This is a genomic window from Treponema sp. UBA6852 (assembly GCA_002449305.1).
In the GTDB taxonomy this organism is placed as follows: domain Bacteria; phylum Spirochaetota; class Spirochaetia; order Treponematales; family Treponemataceae; genus Treponema_D.
The window spans coordinates 1-15,723 of sequence record DKDI01000044.1 but is presented as its reverse complement, the minus strand read 5'-3'; the positions used below and the strand labels follow the sequence as shown (position 1 = coordinate 15,723).

General features: G+C 38.7%; 12 protein-coding genes. 4 read left to right on the top strand and 8 right to left on the bottom strand.

Annotated elements, in window-relative coordinates:
- Positions 1 to 3: 3 nt before the first annotated feature.
- The 3 genes from B3209_RS09705 to B3209_RS09695 all read right to left on the bottom strand — a co-directional run bounded on the left by B3209_RS09705 (position 4) and on the right by B3209_RS09695 (position 5,141).
- Positions 4 to 1,542, bottom strand: coding sequence for an HD domain-containing protein (locus tag B3209_RS09705; RefSeq protein WP_296662289.1), 1,539 nt, complete (start codon positions 1,540 to 1,542; stop codon positions 4 to 6).
- Positions 1,543 to 1,668: 126 nt separating this feature from the next.
- On the bottom strand, positions 1,669 to 3,099 hold the full coding sequence (locus B3209_RS09700; protein WP_296662288.1) for an MGH1-like glycoside hydrolase domain-containing protein: 1,431 nt from the start codon (positions 3,097 to 3,099) through the stop codon (positions 1,669 to 1,671).
- Between the two features lie 146 nt (positions 3,100 to 3,245).
- Positions 3,246 to 5,141: a hypothetical protein gene (locus B3209_RS09695; RefSeq protein ID WP_296662287.1), complete on the bottom strand. Its 1,896-nt coding sequence runs from the start codon at positions 5,139 to 5,141 to the stop codon at positions 3,246 to 3,248.
- 63 nt (positions 5,142 to 5,204) lie between these two features.
- Between B3209_RS09695 and B3209_RS09690 the strand changes: the two genes are divergently transcribed.
- From B3209_RS09690 to B3209_RS09675, 4 genes are read left to right on the top strand one after another with little or no spacing between them, the layout of a single operon-like run.
- Positions 5,205 to 6,665, top strand: coding sequence for a tetratricopeptide repeat protein (locus B3209_RS09690; RefSeq protein ID WP_296662286.1), 1,461 nt, complete (start codon positions 5,205 to 5,207; stop codon positions 6,663 to 6,665).
- 6 nt (positions 6,666 to 6,671) lie between these two features.
- Entirely contained in the window at positions 6,672 to 7,859 is a 1,188-nt protein-coding gene (locus tag B3209_RS09685) for a TraB/GumN family protein (RefSeq protein ID WP_296091802.1), read from the top strand.
- A 6-nt stretch (positions 7,860 to 7,865) separates the two neighbouring features.
- Positions 7,866 to 8,588 (top strand): SAM-dependent methyltransferase, encoded by a 723-nt coding sequence (locus B3209_RS09680; protein WP_296662285.1) that lies wholly within the window; start codon positions 7,866 to 7,868, stop codon positions 8,586 to 8,588.
- A 3-nt stretch (positions 8,589 to 8,591) separates the two neighbouring features.
- Positions 8,592 to 9,167, top strand: a complete 576-nt coding sequence (locus B3209_RS09675) for a shikimate kinase (protein WP_296662284.1) — start codon at positions 8,592 to 8,594, stop codon at positions 9,165 to 9,167.
- Here the strand turns inward: B3209_RS09675 and B3209_RS09670 are convergent.
- The 5 genes from B3209_RS09670 to B3209_RS09650 all read right to left on the bottom strand — a co-directional run bounded on the left by B3209_RS09670 (position 9,164) and on the right by B3209_RS09650 (position 15,558).
- On the bottom strand, positions 9,164 to 9,709 hold the full coding sequence (locus tag B3209_RS09670; protein WP_296662283.1) for an FKBP-type peptidyl-prolyl cis-trans isomerase: 546 nt from the start codon (positions 9,707 to 9,709) through the stop codon (positions 9,164 to 9,166). The genes B3209_RS09675 and B3209_RS09670 overlap by 4 nt on opposite strands.
- Before the next feature lie 3 nt (positions 9,710 to 9,712).
- Positions 9,713 to 9,949 (bottom strand): NifU family protein, encoded by a 237-nt coding sequence (locus B3209_RS09665; protein ID WP_273353452.1) that lies wholly within the window; start codon positions 9,947 to 9,949, stop codon positions 9,713 to 9,715.
- A 73-nt stretch (positions 9,950 to 10,022) separates the two neighbouring features.
- On the bottom strand, positions 10,023 to 11,753 hold the full coding sequence (locus tag B3209_RS09660; RefSeq protein WP_296662282.1) for a cation:proton antiporter: 1,731 nt from the start codon (positions 11,751 to 11,753) through the stop codon (positions 10,023 to 10,025).
- A gap of 76 nt (positions 11,754 to 11,829) precedes the next feature.
- Positions 11,830 to 13,866, bottom strand: coding sequence for a flagellar assembly lytic transglycosylase (locus B3209_RS09655; RefSeq protein WP_296662281.1), 2,037 nt, complete (start codon positions 13,864 to 13,866; stop codon positions 11,830 to 11,832).
- Between the two features lie 30 nt (positions 13,867 to 13,896).
- Positions 13,897 to 15,558 carry an Hsp70 family protein gene (locus B3209_RS09650; RefSeq protein WP_296662280.1) on the bottom strand — a complete coding sequence of 554 codons (1,662 nt, stop codon included), beginning with the start codon at positions 15,556 to 15,558 and terminating at the stop codon, positions 13,897 to 13,899.
- Between the last annotated feature and the right edge of the window lie 165 nt (positions 15,559 to 15,723).

The following is a 15,723-nucleotide window of genomic DNA, read 5'->3' as shown; positions in this document are numbered from 1 at the left end:
AAGCTATACCAATACTATTTTGTAGCCAAAAATATTTTCAAACAAGTCGCCTTTTTCTGAAACGGCAAGTTTTTCCAAGGAAAGATTGTTATGTCCTTTTGTTCTGAATGTTATGCTGTCTTTTGCAAAAGAAATGTTGAAGTTGTACAAATGCTGTTTATGCGTTCTGTCCAAAGCGTCTGCTACACGGAGAATTGCGCTTAGCTTTAAAACGGTCATTCTTCTGCTTCTGGATAAAAGCCTGAACTCCTCGTCTTCCTGCGGCATTTTGCTTCCGCGGTGAAAACTTATTATCTGCGCAACAATGGATTTGTCGTCGCGGTTCAGTCCGAAAATTTCACTATTGTTTACAATGTATTTTCCGTGGATATTGTGATCTTCTGCCCTGATAAACATTCCAACATCGTGAAGAATCGCGCTTATTTCAAGAAGCACACGGACATGGGAATCAAAGCCAAGTTCCTTTTGGAGCGCATCATAAATTTCAAGGCTGGTTTTGCGAACATATTCAGCGTGGTTTTCGTCGCCCTGATATTTTTTCAAAATCGCCCTTGCGCCTGCTAAAATTTGCTGAGTAAAGTCGTTTTGAATTTCAGGATTGGAAAGTTGATTCCGGCTTAAAAGAATTCCTTCGCGGATTGAAGTATCTGGAACAATAAATTTTGTTACATTTGTAAGCTGAATGAAAAGTTTGTAGGCAACCAAAGAAATTTGAAATGTCTGAGCTTCATTGTAGCTCATTTTGAATTTTGCAATGCATTCTTCAGGCGTGTAATGCTGAACTTCATCCACGAAATTTTCAAATGCTCCGCGCTCAACTTCCCACAAAAAAGGTGAAATTGGCTTTCCGACAAAAAGTGAAACAATTTTCATGTCGTTGCCCAGAACAATAAACTGCTGGATTTTGTCCAAATTTATTTCTGCGTTCAGCGTGTTTTTTGTATTACGTATAAATTCTGAAATGAATCTTCGGGCATCGTCAAGGTTTCCCATCATGGAATGAATCATCTGTTCAATGATTACAGTTCCAAGCCTCATGCTGTGCGCTCCGATTATTCTGCCTTTTTCCATGAGCATCATTTCTGTTGCGCCGCCGGAAATGTCTAGGAAAATAGAGTCGTTTTGCCGTATTGCAACGCTTCCTTCTTTTATGCATTCGCTTACGGCAAGGTACATGAGCCTGTTTTCTTCAATTCCGTCGATTACGTGGATAATAAAGCCTGTTTTTACTTTTATTCGGTCAACAAATGGATCTCTGTTTTCTGCCTCGCGGACTGCGCTTGTGGCAATTACAATTGTTTCTTCCCGGCTGATTCCCCAGGCTGCCAGTTGCTCTGCGTAACGTTCAAGAATATGAAGGCATATTAAAAGAGTTTCGCGGCTTATTGAGCGTGTGGTAAAAACATCGCGTCCCAAATTTACAGGCTGATCGCTTCGGTCGAGAATGTTAAATTTTTTTTGCGATTGGACTTCAACTGGTTCTGCAACAAGAAGCCTTATTCCTGTTGAGCCAATCTCAATTACAGCTTGAGGTGTGTTCATTTAAAAATTACCTTATTCCATTAATTTTCAGAAACGCTTTGATTTGTGTTAATTTAATGTTAAATTCAGCGTTTTCTAAAAACTATTTTGCATTTTTAGCTCTAAAAACATTCAGAGCGGAATATGTTACAGTTTGTCGATAAGCATCGAACATTTTCCGCTTGGAATAGGAAGCGTTTTTTTCTTTTGATCCAAAATATTGATTGTAAAATAGTAAAGTTTTTCGCTTTCCATCTGAATTTCCCAGCCGCGTTTGCTTTTGTTGCTGAGAATTGTGATAAGGTTTCGTTTTAATGAAAGCTTTTCAATTCCCATGATTTCAAGATTTGGAATAATCCAGTCTACAGTTTTTCTAGGAAGGCTTATGTTCAGTCCGATTACGTTTTCAATCATGAGAGCAACTGTTGAAAGTCCGGTAAAATGCAAAAAACGTTTGCGTGGAAAATCTTTTTCGCTTCGGCAGGTTGCAGGACCTTCTTGGCATGGAAGATATGCTTCGTACAAGTCGCCTTTCCGCTTTGAATCCGCTGGACTTAATGCTTCGAGAATATAATACAAATGCCGGATTGAACATTCGCGTGCAAATGCGTAACGCTGGTATTTTTCAAGGCCCTTTATAACCATAAAATTGAATGGAGCCAAAACAGAGCCTTTGAATCCTTCTCCGTTTTCTTTAAAATCAGGACTATCTGCGCTTAAAGTAGGAAATGGATGGTCTGTGCCGAATGTCTTTGGATTGTTCAAATGCGCAATAAGAGTGTCCGCTCTGTCCGCATTAGGAAGTTCCGCAAGCAAAGGCCAGAATCCGGCTATAGTTTTTTGCGAAAGACGCTGTTCATTTTTGTCCAAATCGTAGTAAAAACCGCTTTCTACATCCCACATAAGGCTGTTTATTCTGGTTTTTAGGCTGAAATACATTTTTTTATACTGAAAGCTCAAGTCCTTGTCATTCAGAATATCGCCAAGAGCTGACATGTGCGCCATATTGATTGCCATGCAGCTGTTGAAGTCGACCGGATAAAATGCGCCTTTCCGCGGAGAATTGAACATTGTTGAACATTCGTGAGGAACTGAATAAAGTCCGTTTGGCTGTTTGAAAGTTCTGTCAATCCATTCCATGTATTTTTGCAGTACCGGCATTACTTCTTTTATGCGGCGTTTGTTTGCGCTTTTGTGATACAAATTGAATTCAGCCCAGGCAAAAAGCGGAAGTCCTATTCCCTCTGGATTTTTTTTGTCAATAATGGGACTGTTTGTAGCCGCGTCATATTTCCATCTGATTGCTCCGTTTTCTTCTTGGCGCGCGTAAAAATAATCTATGTTTTTACTTGCCGGATAATTTCTATTTGAGTAAACGAGGAAAAACGATGAAAAAATTGTTTCAAGCTGATCTAATATATATTTTCCATTTACAGGATAAACAAAAAGCCCTTCGCTGTCTTGTTCGCCTGTTTCTGTGTTAATCCAATATTCAGAAAGCCAGTTCCAAGTTTTATCATAAATATCTACAAAATCCTGATCATAAAAATGGATTTTAGGGAAATCACGTTTGTTCACAATTGCTCCTGCTGCTTTTTTTCAAAAAGTTGATATAACGGCATTTTGGGTAATTATAGCACATATTTCTTTAAAATGACAAAAAATAGTGAAAAAATTTATTTTTTTTCGCTTCAGTTTCGAGGATTTAGATTGGCAAAGAATTTTTACTGTTCTTCGGAAATTAAATTCGCCGCGTTGCTTTCAGAATTTGAAAGTTCCGGTGGATTTTCTTCTGCGGAAACTGGATTTTGTGCTTGTGGCTCTGCTTTTTTAGGCTCTGGTGCTGGCGGTTTTGGCAGCTGTGGAACTTTTGACAAATCTGCGGTTGTCTCAAAAGTTCTTGGGACATCATAGAAAAGCCTTATAAGTTCCATTTTTGACTTATGGCGCGATTTTATAAATAGCGAGCGTGAAGAATTCTGGTAAACATAGCCAGATGAATTGTAAGTTTCAAAACGCGGGTCAGTTCTGAACATTTGGCTTTGGATTTCAATTTTTCCGTGGAAATTAGGAATTCCATTCAGCATAATGTAATGCGTTAGCGACAACGGGAAGTCTATAAAAATATTTGCTGTGTTTGCCGGTTCCTGCGTGTAAAAAATCGATTTCGCGCAAGTCCATGCCCAAACACAAGTGTTTCCGTACCAGCCAAGAATTTCTGTGTGCGGATAAAAATAATTATTTTTTACTATAATAGGATAAATATTTGCGATTGTCCTTATGCTTGCGTCTGCTCCAGAAAGGCTTGAATAAATCATTAAATTTCCGGCTTGAACCAGAACTTTGTTTTTCTGCAAGTTTCCAAGTTTTTGCAAAGCGTCTCCAGTAAAGACCGTTTCATAAATATCCATTGAATTTTCTGCATCTTTTTGAATTTTTATAATTCCATTTTCAATTTTGCAGTTTTCCTGAATTGAATTTACGCAGTTTTCTAGTACGGCTTCAAGCGGCTGAACGAGCGCGGAGTCTTTGTTTTTGAGGTTTGCATAGACACTTATAATTCCGGCTGCCTGAAACGGAGAAAATTCGCTTGCCTTTGAAACAGTTTCTATGAGATTTTTTATTGCTAGAGATTTTTTTTCGCGCAAAATATAATCGGAAATTCCTTCGACTGTAAAAACTTCCGCCGAATTCGACTGCACAAGAGACGCATATTTTTCAGTTTGAACTGAAAGGCTTCTGCTCATTGAAACGAGATTGTCAAAATACGGAGAAGAAATGTAAGTGCGTTTGTTTCCCTTTTTGAACGAGTCTGGAATTGAATCGATTGCCTGATTGTATTTTCCTTGTGAAGCAAGTTCCGCAACATAAGCCGTTATGTCTATTTCCGAAAGCGAGTCGATTTTTGCCTGCGCCAATGCAGACTGAATTTTTTCAACAAGGCTGTAGCGGATTTTTGTTGTAAGCTCCTTGATTTCGCTGTCGTTGGTTCCTTTAAGGTCGGCAACAAGATCAAATGTGAATTTTTTTGTAGGATTGTAATGCGAATATTGCGCCGCGGAATCTTTTTTTGTAAATGCAATTTTTTCCGCGCTGAATCCGTGGGAGGTAAAACTGAAAATTCCGTCTTTTGAAGTAACAAGAATGTTTGTCGGCGAAACATTTTCTGTGCTGTAAGTTTGCGCAATTTTATATGGAAGGAAAATTTCCGTGCAGTTTTCAGGCGGAACTGCAAGAATCGAAAGCGCAGCTGAATTTTCTTCATCCTGAATTTGGCGGAACATTATGTGCGCGCCTCCGTTAAACGAAAATTCCACGGAATCAGCCAGCTCTTCATAGGATTCAAGGAAAAGAGGCCTTAAGTTTCCGTTAGAATCTTTTGCAGTCACCGGATTTTTGTCGTCTGCTGAAAATGTGATGCCTTTAAAAGATACTTTTATTTGATTTTTTAAACTTGTCCCGTTGTTTTCTGTTTGAATCTGGGAAATTGAAAAATTCAAGTCTCCCAAAGATTTGGAAAATACAGAGTTGGACTTAAATTGAATAACAAAAATGCCGACAATAATAGCTGAATAAAGGAGTGTAAGTCCAAAAAACTTTCTTACAGGATGTTTACGCATAACTTTGCTATTTTATATTTAAAAAGTGTAAAAGGCAATAAGCATTCTGGAATATGAGGAATTATGAAAAGTTCGGTAAAAACTACATTGACGGAGCTTTTGGCTGCGGTTGTTCTTGTTGTGGCAGTTGCTGTTATTTTGAGCATGGGGCTTTCTTCTTGCGCTTCAACTGAAAAACCTGTAGAGCCGGCTCAAGCTGCTGAAACTGAAAAAAAATCAGAAACAAAGAAAAAAGCTGAATATTCAAAAACTGATTTTATGGAAGATTTGCAGTCGGTTTTGAACAAAGACGGACCAGAAGCGGCTCTTTCCCTTTATGAAACCAAGCTTCCGGCGAAATATGCGGATGATTTTGATTTGCTTTTTTTAAAGGCTGCGATAAATGTGAGCGCGGAAAATCTTGATGAGGCTCAGGCTCTTTGCAATGAACTTTCACAACGTGATCCACAGAATGATGATGTTGCGTCTCTTGCGGTTGCAATTGCAAAAATGAAAGGCGACAATGCCGAGCGTGCAAAACAAGTCAATTCGCTTTTGGCAAAAGACAAGCTGAATTCCGCCGCAAATGTGGAGCTTGGCGAAGATATGTTTTTAAAGAAAAACTACAAGCAGGCAAAAATTTATTATAAAAGAGCTTTAGTCCGCGAGCCTGAAAATATTGATGCTTTGCGCGGTGCTGGACAATGCGACTATTATCTTGAAAATGATGATGAAGCTGAAAAAACTTTCAAAAAAATTCTTGAGATTGACCCGAAAAACACTCAGGCTTTTTTGTATTTAGGAAAACTTGCATACGCTGCAAATGAATATAAAATCGCTTCTGATTATGCAAAGCAGGCTCTCGATACAGATTCTGAAAACTATGAATGCAACATGGATTACGGAATGTACGAGCGTTATCTTGGGCACTATAAAAATGCTGAAGCTGCCTGGACAAAGGCAATCGAAATTGAACCGGATTATTTTTTAGCTTACGCATACAGAGCGGGGCTTTATGATGAGCAGGATATTTTTGCAAAGGCAATGGCAGACTACAAAAAAGTCATTGAGTTGAATCCAAATTATTACTACGCTTACGAAAGCCTTGGAATTCTTGCCCTTCACGAAGAAAATTGGACAACTGCGCGCGAAGCTTTTATGAAGTGCTATGATTCCAACAAGAATAATATTTCTTATCCGCTAATGATTACTTACTGCTATTACAAAGAAGGCAACGGAACTGAAGCAAAAAATTTCAGCAATCAGGTTCTTAGAAAAATGGACAGAAATTCGATTGAATATTCTATGCTCCGGGTTTTCCATGATAGGGCTGGAGAGCGTCCTTTGCCGCAGAGAATTTCAGCAATGACGAATAGAAATTTGCAGGGAAAAATGTACTATTATCTTGCGCTTTTTTATGATATGTTTGGTGGAACAGAACTTGCCAATGAATATTATGCAAAGGTTGTCAGCATGAACAGCCCAATGTTTTTTGAATTTCGTTTGGCAGAATGGAGAACAAAAGGAAAAGTTCCTTTAAAATAATTTTTTATGGAAGAAAACAAGTCAACACAAAAAATTCTTGAGCTTAATGGAAGAAAATTTATTCTCATTGGCACAGCGCACGTTTCAAAAGCTAGTATTTCAGAAGTTGAAAAAGCTATTGAAGAGCAGAAGCCGGATTCTGTTGCAATTGAGCTTGACGAAAACCGCTTGAAAAACATGGAGGATAAAGAGTCCTGGAAAAAAATGGACATAATTGAAATTCTCAAGAAAAAACAAGGATTTCTTTTGCTTGCAAACATTGTCCTTTCAGCTTATCAGAAACGAATGGGAGAAGACGCTGGAATAAAGCCCGGAGACGAAATGGCGGCCGCAATCAAAAAAGCTAAGGAGCTTGGAATTCCGCAAATAATGGTTGACCGTCCTGTAACAGTTACGTTGCGCCGTGCCTGGGCAAAAAATTCTTTTATGGGAAAATGCAAACTGCTTTCTCTGCTTATTGCCACTGCTTTTTCCAAGGAAGAAGTTTCAGAAACTGAAATTGAAAATTTAAAGCAGTCCAGCGAAATGGATACAATGATGCAGGAACTTTCGTCTTATCTTCCGGCTGTAAAAGAAGTTCTGATTGACGAACGTGATTTTTATCTTGCTTCAAAAATTTGGTCTTGTCCCCAAAAAAATATTCTTGCGGTTTTAGGAGCAGGACATTTGCCTGGAGTTTCTTCTCATCTTGAAAAAATTGCGGCTGGAAAAGAAATTCCTGATGTAAGTGCAATTGAGAAAGTTCCAGAAAAATCAGCTGGAGCAAAAGTTGCTTCTTGGATAATTCCGATTTTGATTTTGGGACTTATTGCTGCTGGCTTTATTGTAGGCGGAATTGAAAAAGGCGCGGATTTGATTGGAAGCTGGGTTTTGTGGAATGGAATTCTTGCGGCTATTGGAGCTGCTGTTGCAGGCGGACACATTCTTGCAATTTTAGCTTCTGCTGTTGGAGCGCCGTTTACTTCGCTTTGTCCGTTTATTGGAATTGGATTTGTTTCTGGAATTGTTCAGGCTCTTGTAAAAAAGCCGGCGGTTGAAGACATGGAAAATTTGCAGGCTGATGCTTCGAGTTTAAAAGGCTTTTATAAAAATAGAATTCTTCGCGTTCTGCTTGTTTTCTTTTTGTCTTCAATTGGAAGCAGCATTGGAACTTTTATTGGCGGCGCAAGTTTTATTTCAATTTTTACACGGTGATTTGCAATGGAAAAAATTGAGCCTGCACTTTATCTTATTCCTGTAACTTTGGGTGAAACTGAATACCAAAAAGTTCTTCCTGAATATAACAGAAAAATTATCCTCGGAATAAAAAATTTCATTGTTGAAAACCGGCGTTCTGCAATCCGTTTTTTAAAGCTTAGTGATTCATCTATTGATATTGATTCGCTGGAATTTCTTGAACTAAACGAGCATTCAGACCTTGCAAAAATTTCAAATTATCTTGATCCGCTTTTAAAGAGAAAACTGCCGATGGGAATTATTTCAGAGGCTGGATGTCCTGCTGTTGCCGATCCGGGAGCTACTGTTGTTGAAATTGCGCAGAAAAAAGGCTTGAAAGTTGTTCCGCTTTCCGGTCCGTCTTCGATGATTATGGCTGTAATGGCAAGCGGACTGAATGGACAGAGTTTTGCTTTTAACGGCTATCTTCCTGTTAAGCCGAATGAACGTGCTGCAAAAATAAGGCAGCTTGAAAACCGCGCTTGGAATGAAAAACAGACTCAGCTTTTTATAGAGGCTCCGTATAGAAATTTAAAGATGCTGGAATCCATTTTAAATTCTTGCCGGAATGAAACCCGGGTTTGTGTCGCCGCCGGTCTTACAACTGAGCAGGAATTTATCAGGACGCTTTCTGTTGCTGAATGGAAAAAAACAAATGAGCCGCCTATAAACAAAGTCCCAGCAATTTTTTTAATTTACCGGGGATAAAAATTGAGCATAATTTTAATGGGCATTAAGCATTGCGGAAAATCAACTCAAGGTCGCATAATAAGCAAAAAACTCTCAGTGCCATTTTTTGACACAGACGATGTGATTTTTGAAATGACAGGAAAAACTCCTAGGCAAATTTATACAGAACTTGGAAATGAAGGTTTTCAGGAAGCTGAACAAAAAGCTTGCTTGCTTTTGCAGGAAAAAATAAATTCTTCCGCTAAAAAAAATGCAGTTATAGCGACTGGCGGTGGAATTTGCACAAATAAAAAAGCTCTCGATATTTTAAAAAAAATAGGAACTTTTGTTTTTTTAAAGACTCCAGAAAGAATTGCTAGTTTTCGTGTTTTAAGGGAAATTTCTGTTGCTCAAGACGGAATGCTTTTAAATGTTCCTGCTTTTATAGCAAAAAAAAATCCACGTTCAATAGTCGATGCAAAAAAAATTTTCCATGACTTTTTTATTGAACGTGAACTTATTTACGAACAGCTAGCTGATGTTGTTATTGATATGTCCGGCTCTTCAAAAGAAGCGAACGCTGCAAAAATAATCGAAACTGTTTCTGCTAAATTTTAATTTTCGCAGCCGCAGTTTCCATCGCAGCCGCCACATCCTCCGTCAGAACATTCGCCTCCACAGCCGCCACCGCAATTTCCGCCGCAACCGCAAGATGGTGGATTCAGTTCTTCTTCTGTTGCGTTGCGCACGTCTGCAATTTCAACTTCAAAATGAAGCCGTGTTCCAGCAAGCTCGTGGTTTGCGTCAACTGTTATTTTGTCATCACTGATTTTTGTAACATGCACAATCTGCGGTCCGGAAGCAGTCATTGCCTGAAAAGCCATTCCAACTTCTATAGGAACTCCGTCTTCAAAATTTGAACGGTCAACATCTGTAACAAGTTCTTTCCTGTATTCTCCGTAGCCGTCTTTTGGTTCAAGAACTACGCTGAATTTATCTCCGGGATTTTTTCCTGTTAACTGCTCTTCTAGCTTAGGCAGAAGGTATCCGCGTCCGTGAACATAATCCAAAGTTTTTTCAGTGGAAGAATCTAGGACTGCTCCTTCATCATTTTTCAATACATAATGGATAGAAACATATTTGTCATTTTCAACTGTCATTGCTTAGTCCTGTACAACTTCGGAAATTTCGGGGCAGGTTTCTTTTAAGTAGCGTTCAATTCCCATTTTAAGAGTCATTGTTGCCATTGGACATGATCCGCAGGCTCCAGTGAGTTTTAGATGAACTTTATTTTCATCATCGATATTTATAAATTCCATGTCGCCACCGTCTGCATTAAGTTGCGGGCGGAATGCTTCCAAAGTTTCTTTTACTTTTGCAATGAGAGCTTCGTCTGCCATTTCTACCTCTAAAATTTTATTTTTCTAAAGATACAAAATTTGGCAGATTTATGCAATGATTCGTTTTTTTTGCTTATGCCATGTTTTCGAGCTTGCGGTTTATTTCAAGAATTCTTGTGTGAAGATAATGATCAGCGGCGAATTTTTCCATAATGCCAAGAGGCTTTCCATCGTTGTCTACAATTGGCATTGATTCTGTGTCTGCGTCGCTGAATTTTTTATAGACATCAGGAAGTGAATCTTCAGGGCTGCAAGTGCAAATCGGCTTATCCATAATATCAATGGCAAGAAGCGTGTCTGCAAATTCTCCAATCATTAGAGTTTCTTTTAAATGCTCAAGCGTGATTATACCTGAAAGTTTTCCAGTTTCACTTGAAGCGACTGCAAATGACTGATTGTGGTGAGTTTCAAAATTTTTAAGAATATGGCAAATTTTTTCTGTTTCACTGACAATTGCATGGCTGTCGGCGCAACATATTTTTTCACTTCCCCAAGTAACATCTTTTACTTTTGAGGATTTTAAAATGTCGTCTTCTGTTATGGCAAGACCAACTTCGCCGGCTTTTGTAACTCCATGTTTTACACAGACTGGACCAATTAGCTGTACGATAAAAGTTGTCGCCGTGATTATCAATATTACGGACGGACCAATTGAATTTTCAAAATCGTTGCTTGCTGCAATACTGAGTCCGATTGCAACTCCGGCTTGGCTTAGAAGACACCATGGCAAAAAATCGTGGACTGTCTGAGGAGCTTTTGTTATCTTTGCACCAAGACGTGCGCCTATTGATTTTCCTAAAGTTCTTCCTGCAACATAGACAATTGCAAGAATTCCCAAGACCGGCGTAACAACCCAAATATTCAGTTTTGCGCCCACAAGCACAAAAAATAAGACGTAAATCGGAGGCGTGAATTTTTCAACTAGGCTGAATATCGGGCGTGTTTTTGCAGGTGCGAAATTTACCATAAAAAATCCCAAGGACATTGCAGCAAGAATATTGTCAAGCCCTAAAATTATGCAGATTCCTGTGGAAAGAAAAAGTCCTCCAAGCCCGAATGAAAGAACTCTGCCTTCATCTTTCATAAGGTTTTTTACAACAAAAGTTACAAGCGCGCCAAAAATGCTTCCGGCTATGATAGAACCAAAAATATCTTTTGCAATATTCAGCATCTGCATTCCAAACGATTGTCCTTGTCCGCCAAGCAAGGGCGAAACAACCGTAGATGCGACTGCGTACAAAATCAGTGCGACTGCGTCATCCATTGCAACAATTCCAAGAGTCGTTGTAGTTAAAGGTCCGCGCGTTCTGTATTCCTTTAAAACATCAGTTGTTGCGGCTGGAGCTGTAGCGGCGCATATTGCACCAAGAATCAGTCCGAAAGAAACAGCGGTCTTGAAATCTTTCATAAAAATGTATGCGACCAACGTGACGAAAATTCCAACTACAAAAAATGGAGTTACAGATTCGCCGATTAAAATTCCAATGAACTGTTTGCCGTATTTTTTTATTACATCGATTTTTAACTCCGCACCGATTAAAAATCCTATTAGAGAAAGCGCGATTGTATTTACGGGATTCAATGCGATTATTGTTTCAAGACGCAAAATTTGAAAGCCAGAAGAGCCGATTAAAATTCCGATTACAATATATCCTACGACTTGCGGAATTTTCAGCTTTTGAAAAATGCGTCCGCCGAGCGCGCCAAAAAACATGATGATTCCGAGCAAAAGAACAAACTGCGTTCCTTGCAAATGTGAAAAATGAAATGCCTGAGGCAGAACTTGTGCAAACGGGTCAGTCATAATTTTGTCTCCGTTTATAAAATTAAAAAGAATAAAAATATTTTTAGAGCTTTTTAAAGCGCAATGTATTCTAGTTTCATTTCATAATTTCTTCAACAACTTGCGATGTGCTTAGTCCGTAATAAAGATAGCCGTACATCGCCGCCGCGGAAACAACTTTGCGTCCGTATTCTCTTGTTTCAGAAAATGGAATCGCTTCTAAAAATAAATCCTTTGGCAAATTTGAAGTTCCGAATTCAAGGTTCGCGCTTTTTACCCAGGAACGCACTCTTGAAATTCCGCCGTTGTAAGAAAAAGTTGCAAGTATGGAAGAGCCGTCAAGCCTGCGCCTGAGTTCTTCAAGATAAAATGAGCCGAATCTTATATTTGTCTCGCTGTCTGTTAAATCAAATTGCGCTACTTTAAGTTTTCGTGCAACGTCTGCGGCGGTTCCTTCCATAAGCTGAGTAAGTCCTTTTGCGCCGGCGTTGCTTTTTGCATTTGGATTAAAAAAACTTTCGCTTCTGATTAATCCGTAAAGAAGATATTCCGGCTGCGAAAAATCCTGACAAGATTTTTGAACGCTCTCTTTAAAATACTGCGGAAATGAAAGTTCCAGAAGTTTTTTTTGAAAAGGCTGATCTTTTGAAAATAATCGTCTGGAAGCAATTCGGATGCTTTCTTGTCCTTTTCCGCACTGACTTAGAAATTCTGCAATTTTTTCTGCGCATTCGATTCCGATTTTATCTTGAAGTTTTTGGTATTCAGGATAAATAAATTCTTTAAGTCCGAAGTCTGCATATCCAAGCAAAAGTTTTTCAGCTTGAATGTCCGGCTGAATTTCTTTTTTGTTTCCTACTGAAAAAATAATTTCTTCTGCTTTTGTTTTGTCCAACTCCAATTTTTCTATTGCAAGAAATCTGTAGTATAAATCGCTTCCGCTTTGAAGTGCCTGCGAAAAAAGCCTATGTTCTTCTTCTGATTTTTCTTTTGAAGGCTTGATAAAATTTTCCTGAATGAGCCGGGCAGAAATATATGAATACTTTGCAGAAATTTCCGGGCTTGCTTTTCCATAAATTAGATCTGCAGTTTTAAAAAAATCATTCCAAGCATGAAGCGAAAGAAGCCTCACAGAAAGTGTCTCAAAAAAATCATCAAAGTAAGATGGGGTTTTCCATTCATCTTTGTATTGAGAAATCGCATCGATTGTTTTTGGAACTGAAATTCTTAAAAGGCAATTTAAATAATACCAAAGCGCATTGTCAAAATTTGCGTCCGACAAAGACTCTTGCATTGCAAGAACAAATCTGTTTAAAGCTCTTGTTTTGTAGGCATCTGCTTTGTCATAAAGCCGCCCTGAATAAAAGTCTGCGTAGAATTTGCAATCGTCAGGCAAACTGTTTTTTATGGAATCAAGATAAATCGCATTTGAAAAAAAACTGTTTGAGCCGTATAAAAATGATTTTCCTGCATCGCTTAAAATTTGCGGAAAAAGAAATTTTTTATTTTCAAGAAGTGATTTTGCATTTGAATATGCGGCGACATAATTTTTTGTAAAGACATCGGCACGCAGCTGGATAACTTTTGATTCTTCCGTTTCTTCGGATTTGAATGTTTCGCAAAAAAGCTTGTAATGCAAATCTGTAAATGTTCTTGATACGCACCATTCAAAAAATTCCTTGCTGAATCTTGAGTCGCTTTTTTTATGCATTGAAGAAAGCCTGTAGTACGCGGTTTCATTCAGGCAATTTTTTAAATCGATTTTTTCTGTAAAGCGGATTACTCTTGCATATTCCTTGTTTTCAAAAAATTCTTTTGCGGCTGCAAGTTTTGTCTCTTCATCTGGAAATTTTTTGTACAAACTGTAGCTTCTGTTTATGCGTTCCTGAACATTTCCAAGCTGCGAAAGTTTTTCCATTGAACGTCTTGCAATTAATGGAGACGCTTTTTTTTCAGCTTGCTTTAAAAGATGTTCCGCCTGACGCTGGTTTCCGTTTTCAAGAGAAAGAAGCGCCATAAAATATGCGGAATCTTGTCCATATTTTTTTTGCAGAGAATTATTTTGTGCGCATCCAAATCCTGTAAAGCTCACCAAGACAATCAGGCAGGAAATAAATACACGTACTTTTTTCATCAATAATATAAAAAACTAAATGCCAAAAAATTACTCCGCCGGAATAAGAATCCAATGCCCGGAAATAATGTGGTCAGGATTTTTTATGCCGTTATAATTTGCAATTCGCTTGTATTTCCAAGGAGTTTTATAGTAGGCATTTGAAATGTCCCACAAAGTGTCTCCCCAGACAATTTTGTAGCGAATGTCTTCAATTGGTTCTGGAGCCGGTTCTGGCGGTTCTGGCACAACAGCTTCTGGAATTTCTGCAATTACAATTTCATCTTCTTTCGCAGGAATTGGCTCTGGTTCAGGCGGAAGCTCTGCAATTTCTGTTTGCTGATTAATTTCTTCAGAAGGAAGATTTGTTACTTGTTCCTGTTCTGAAATTTTTTCAGTGTGCTTTCCAAAAATATTCAGCTTGGATGGAATTACAAAAAGCACAAGTAGTGCCGCAATCACGCAAATTATTGCGCAGACCACGCAGATTATTACAGGCGCTTTTGTTTTCCTTTTTATTTCGTCTTCCTCGCTATATGAAGATGACGAGCCTTGCATTGTTTCTTTGTCATAAAGATTGCTGAACATATTTGTGTTTGGCTGAAACGTTGGATCTTTTGGCTGCTCTTCGTTTTCTTGCGGAAGTTCTGACTCATCGTCAAATTCCGGCGGAAGAGAAAAATCCTCATCGGAAAGAGACTCTTCTGTTTTTTCATCCTCAAAATCTGGAAGTGAAAATTCTGTGTCATCAAAATCAGGCAGCTCATTGCTTTCTTCTGAAAGTTGAGTTTCATTTTCTTTCGGTTCTTCATCTTCAACTGATTCTGTGCTGTCAAAATCCGGAAGGTCGTTTATTTCTGTCTGGTCATCTGGAAGTTCAACTTCCGTGTGGTCAACGTCAATCACATTGTCTTCTGAAGGAGCTTCTGAAATTTCCTGCTCTGGAATTTCTTGTTCTTCTGCTTCAATTGGCTCGTCTGTGAATTCTTCTTGAATGCTTGTGTCCGGCTCTTCAAAAACTTCTGTGTCGAAATTTTCTATTTCCTCAATTTCAGGATGAAGCTTTGTGTTGTCCGGCACAAAAGTTTTGTCGTCCTCTTCATCAAGAAATGAATCCGCAGAAATTTCTTCATTTGCATCTGAAGGAAACTCTGGAAGGTCCAAACTGTCCTTGCCAAAAATTTCTTCGTCCGCAGAAGATTCTGGTGAAGTTTGCGGCTCAGAATTATTCAGGTCGTCAAAGTGAAAGTCGTCGTCATTTGTTTTTTTTGCCTGCTCTGCAACAAAATCTGCAAGTCCGGCATTTGCAAGATCGCTGTCAGAAATTGTAACTGGCGCATCTTCTTCCTGGGAAATTTTTTCTATCTGGTTTGCCTCTGAATGAGTGCGGGATGCGAGGGTAACTTGGATTTCGCTTTTCTTTCCAGTTTCAAGGTCACGGATTTCTGCGGAAAGCTCGTTGTTTTTGTCCACGTCGATTGCAAGGCACAAAGTCGGCTCTCCGTTTTGATGCGGATTCAAATTTGTAATTTCAAGTGTGTCCACATATTCTGCGCCTTCGAGCGTTCCAGTTTCTGTTCTATATACGTCAACCTGAACTTTTGTTTGGTTGTCCATGACCGTCGTTAGGTCAATAGTTTTCTTTTCTGGATTTCCTTCTTCCAAAAGCGGATAGAAAGTTCCGTCTGCGAGTTTTATTCCAATAGACTTCATATTGCACCCTCTGAATAAAAAGATTCCCTTGTTCTGATTTTCGGAAAAAATAAAGCGGATGTTTAGGAAAAAAGTTTTGTTTAATGCCAATGAATAAGCAGAAAAAAATTAACAAAAATTTATAAAAGTACTTGACAAATCCCGGGGGGGGGTACAATAGAGACT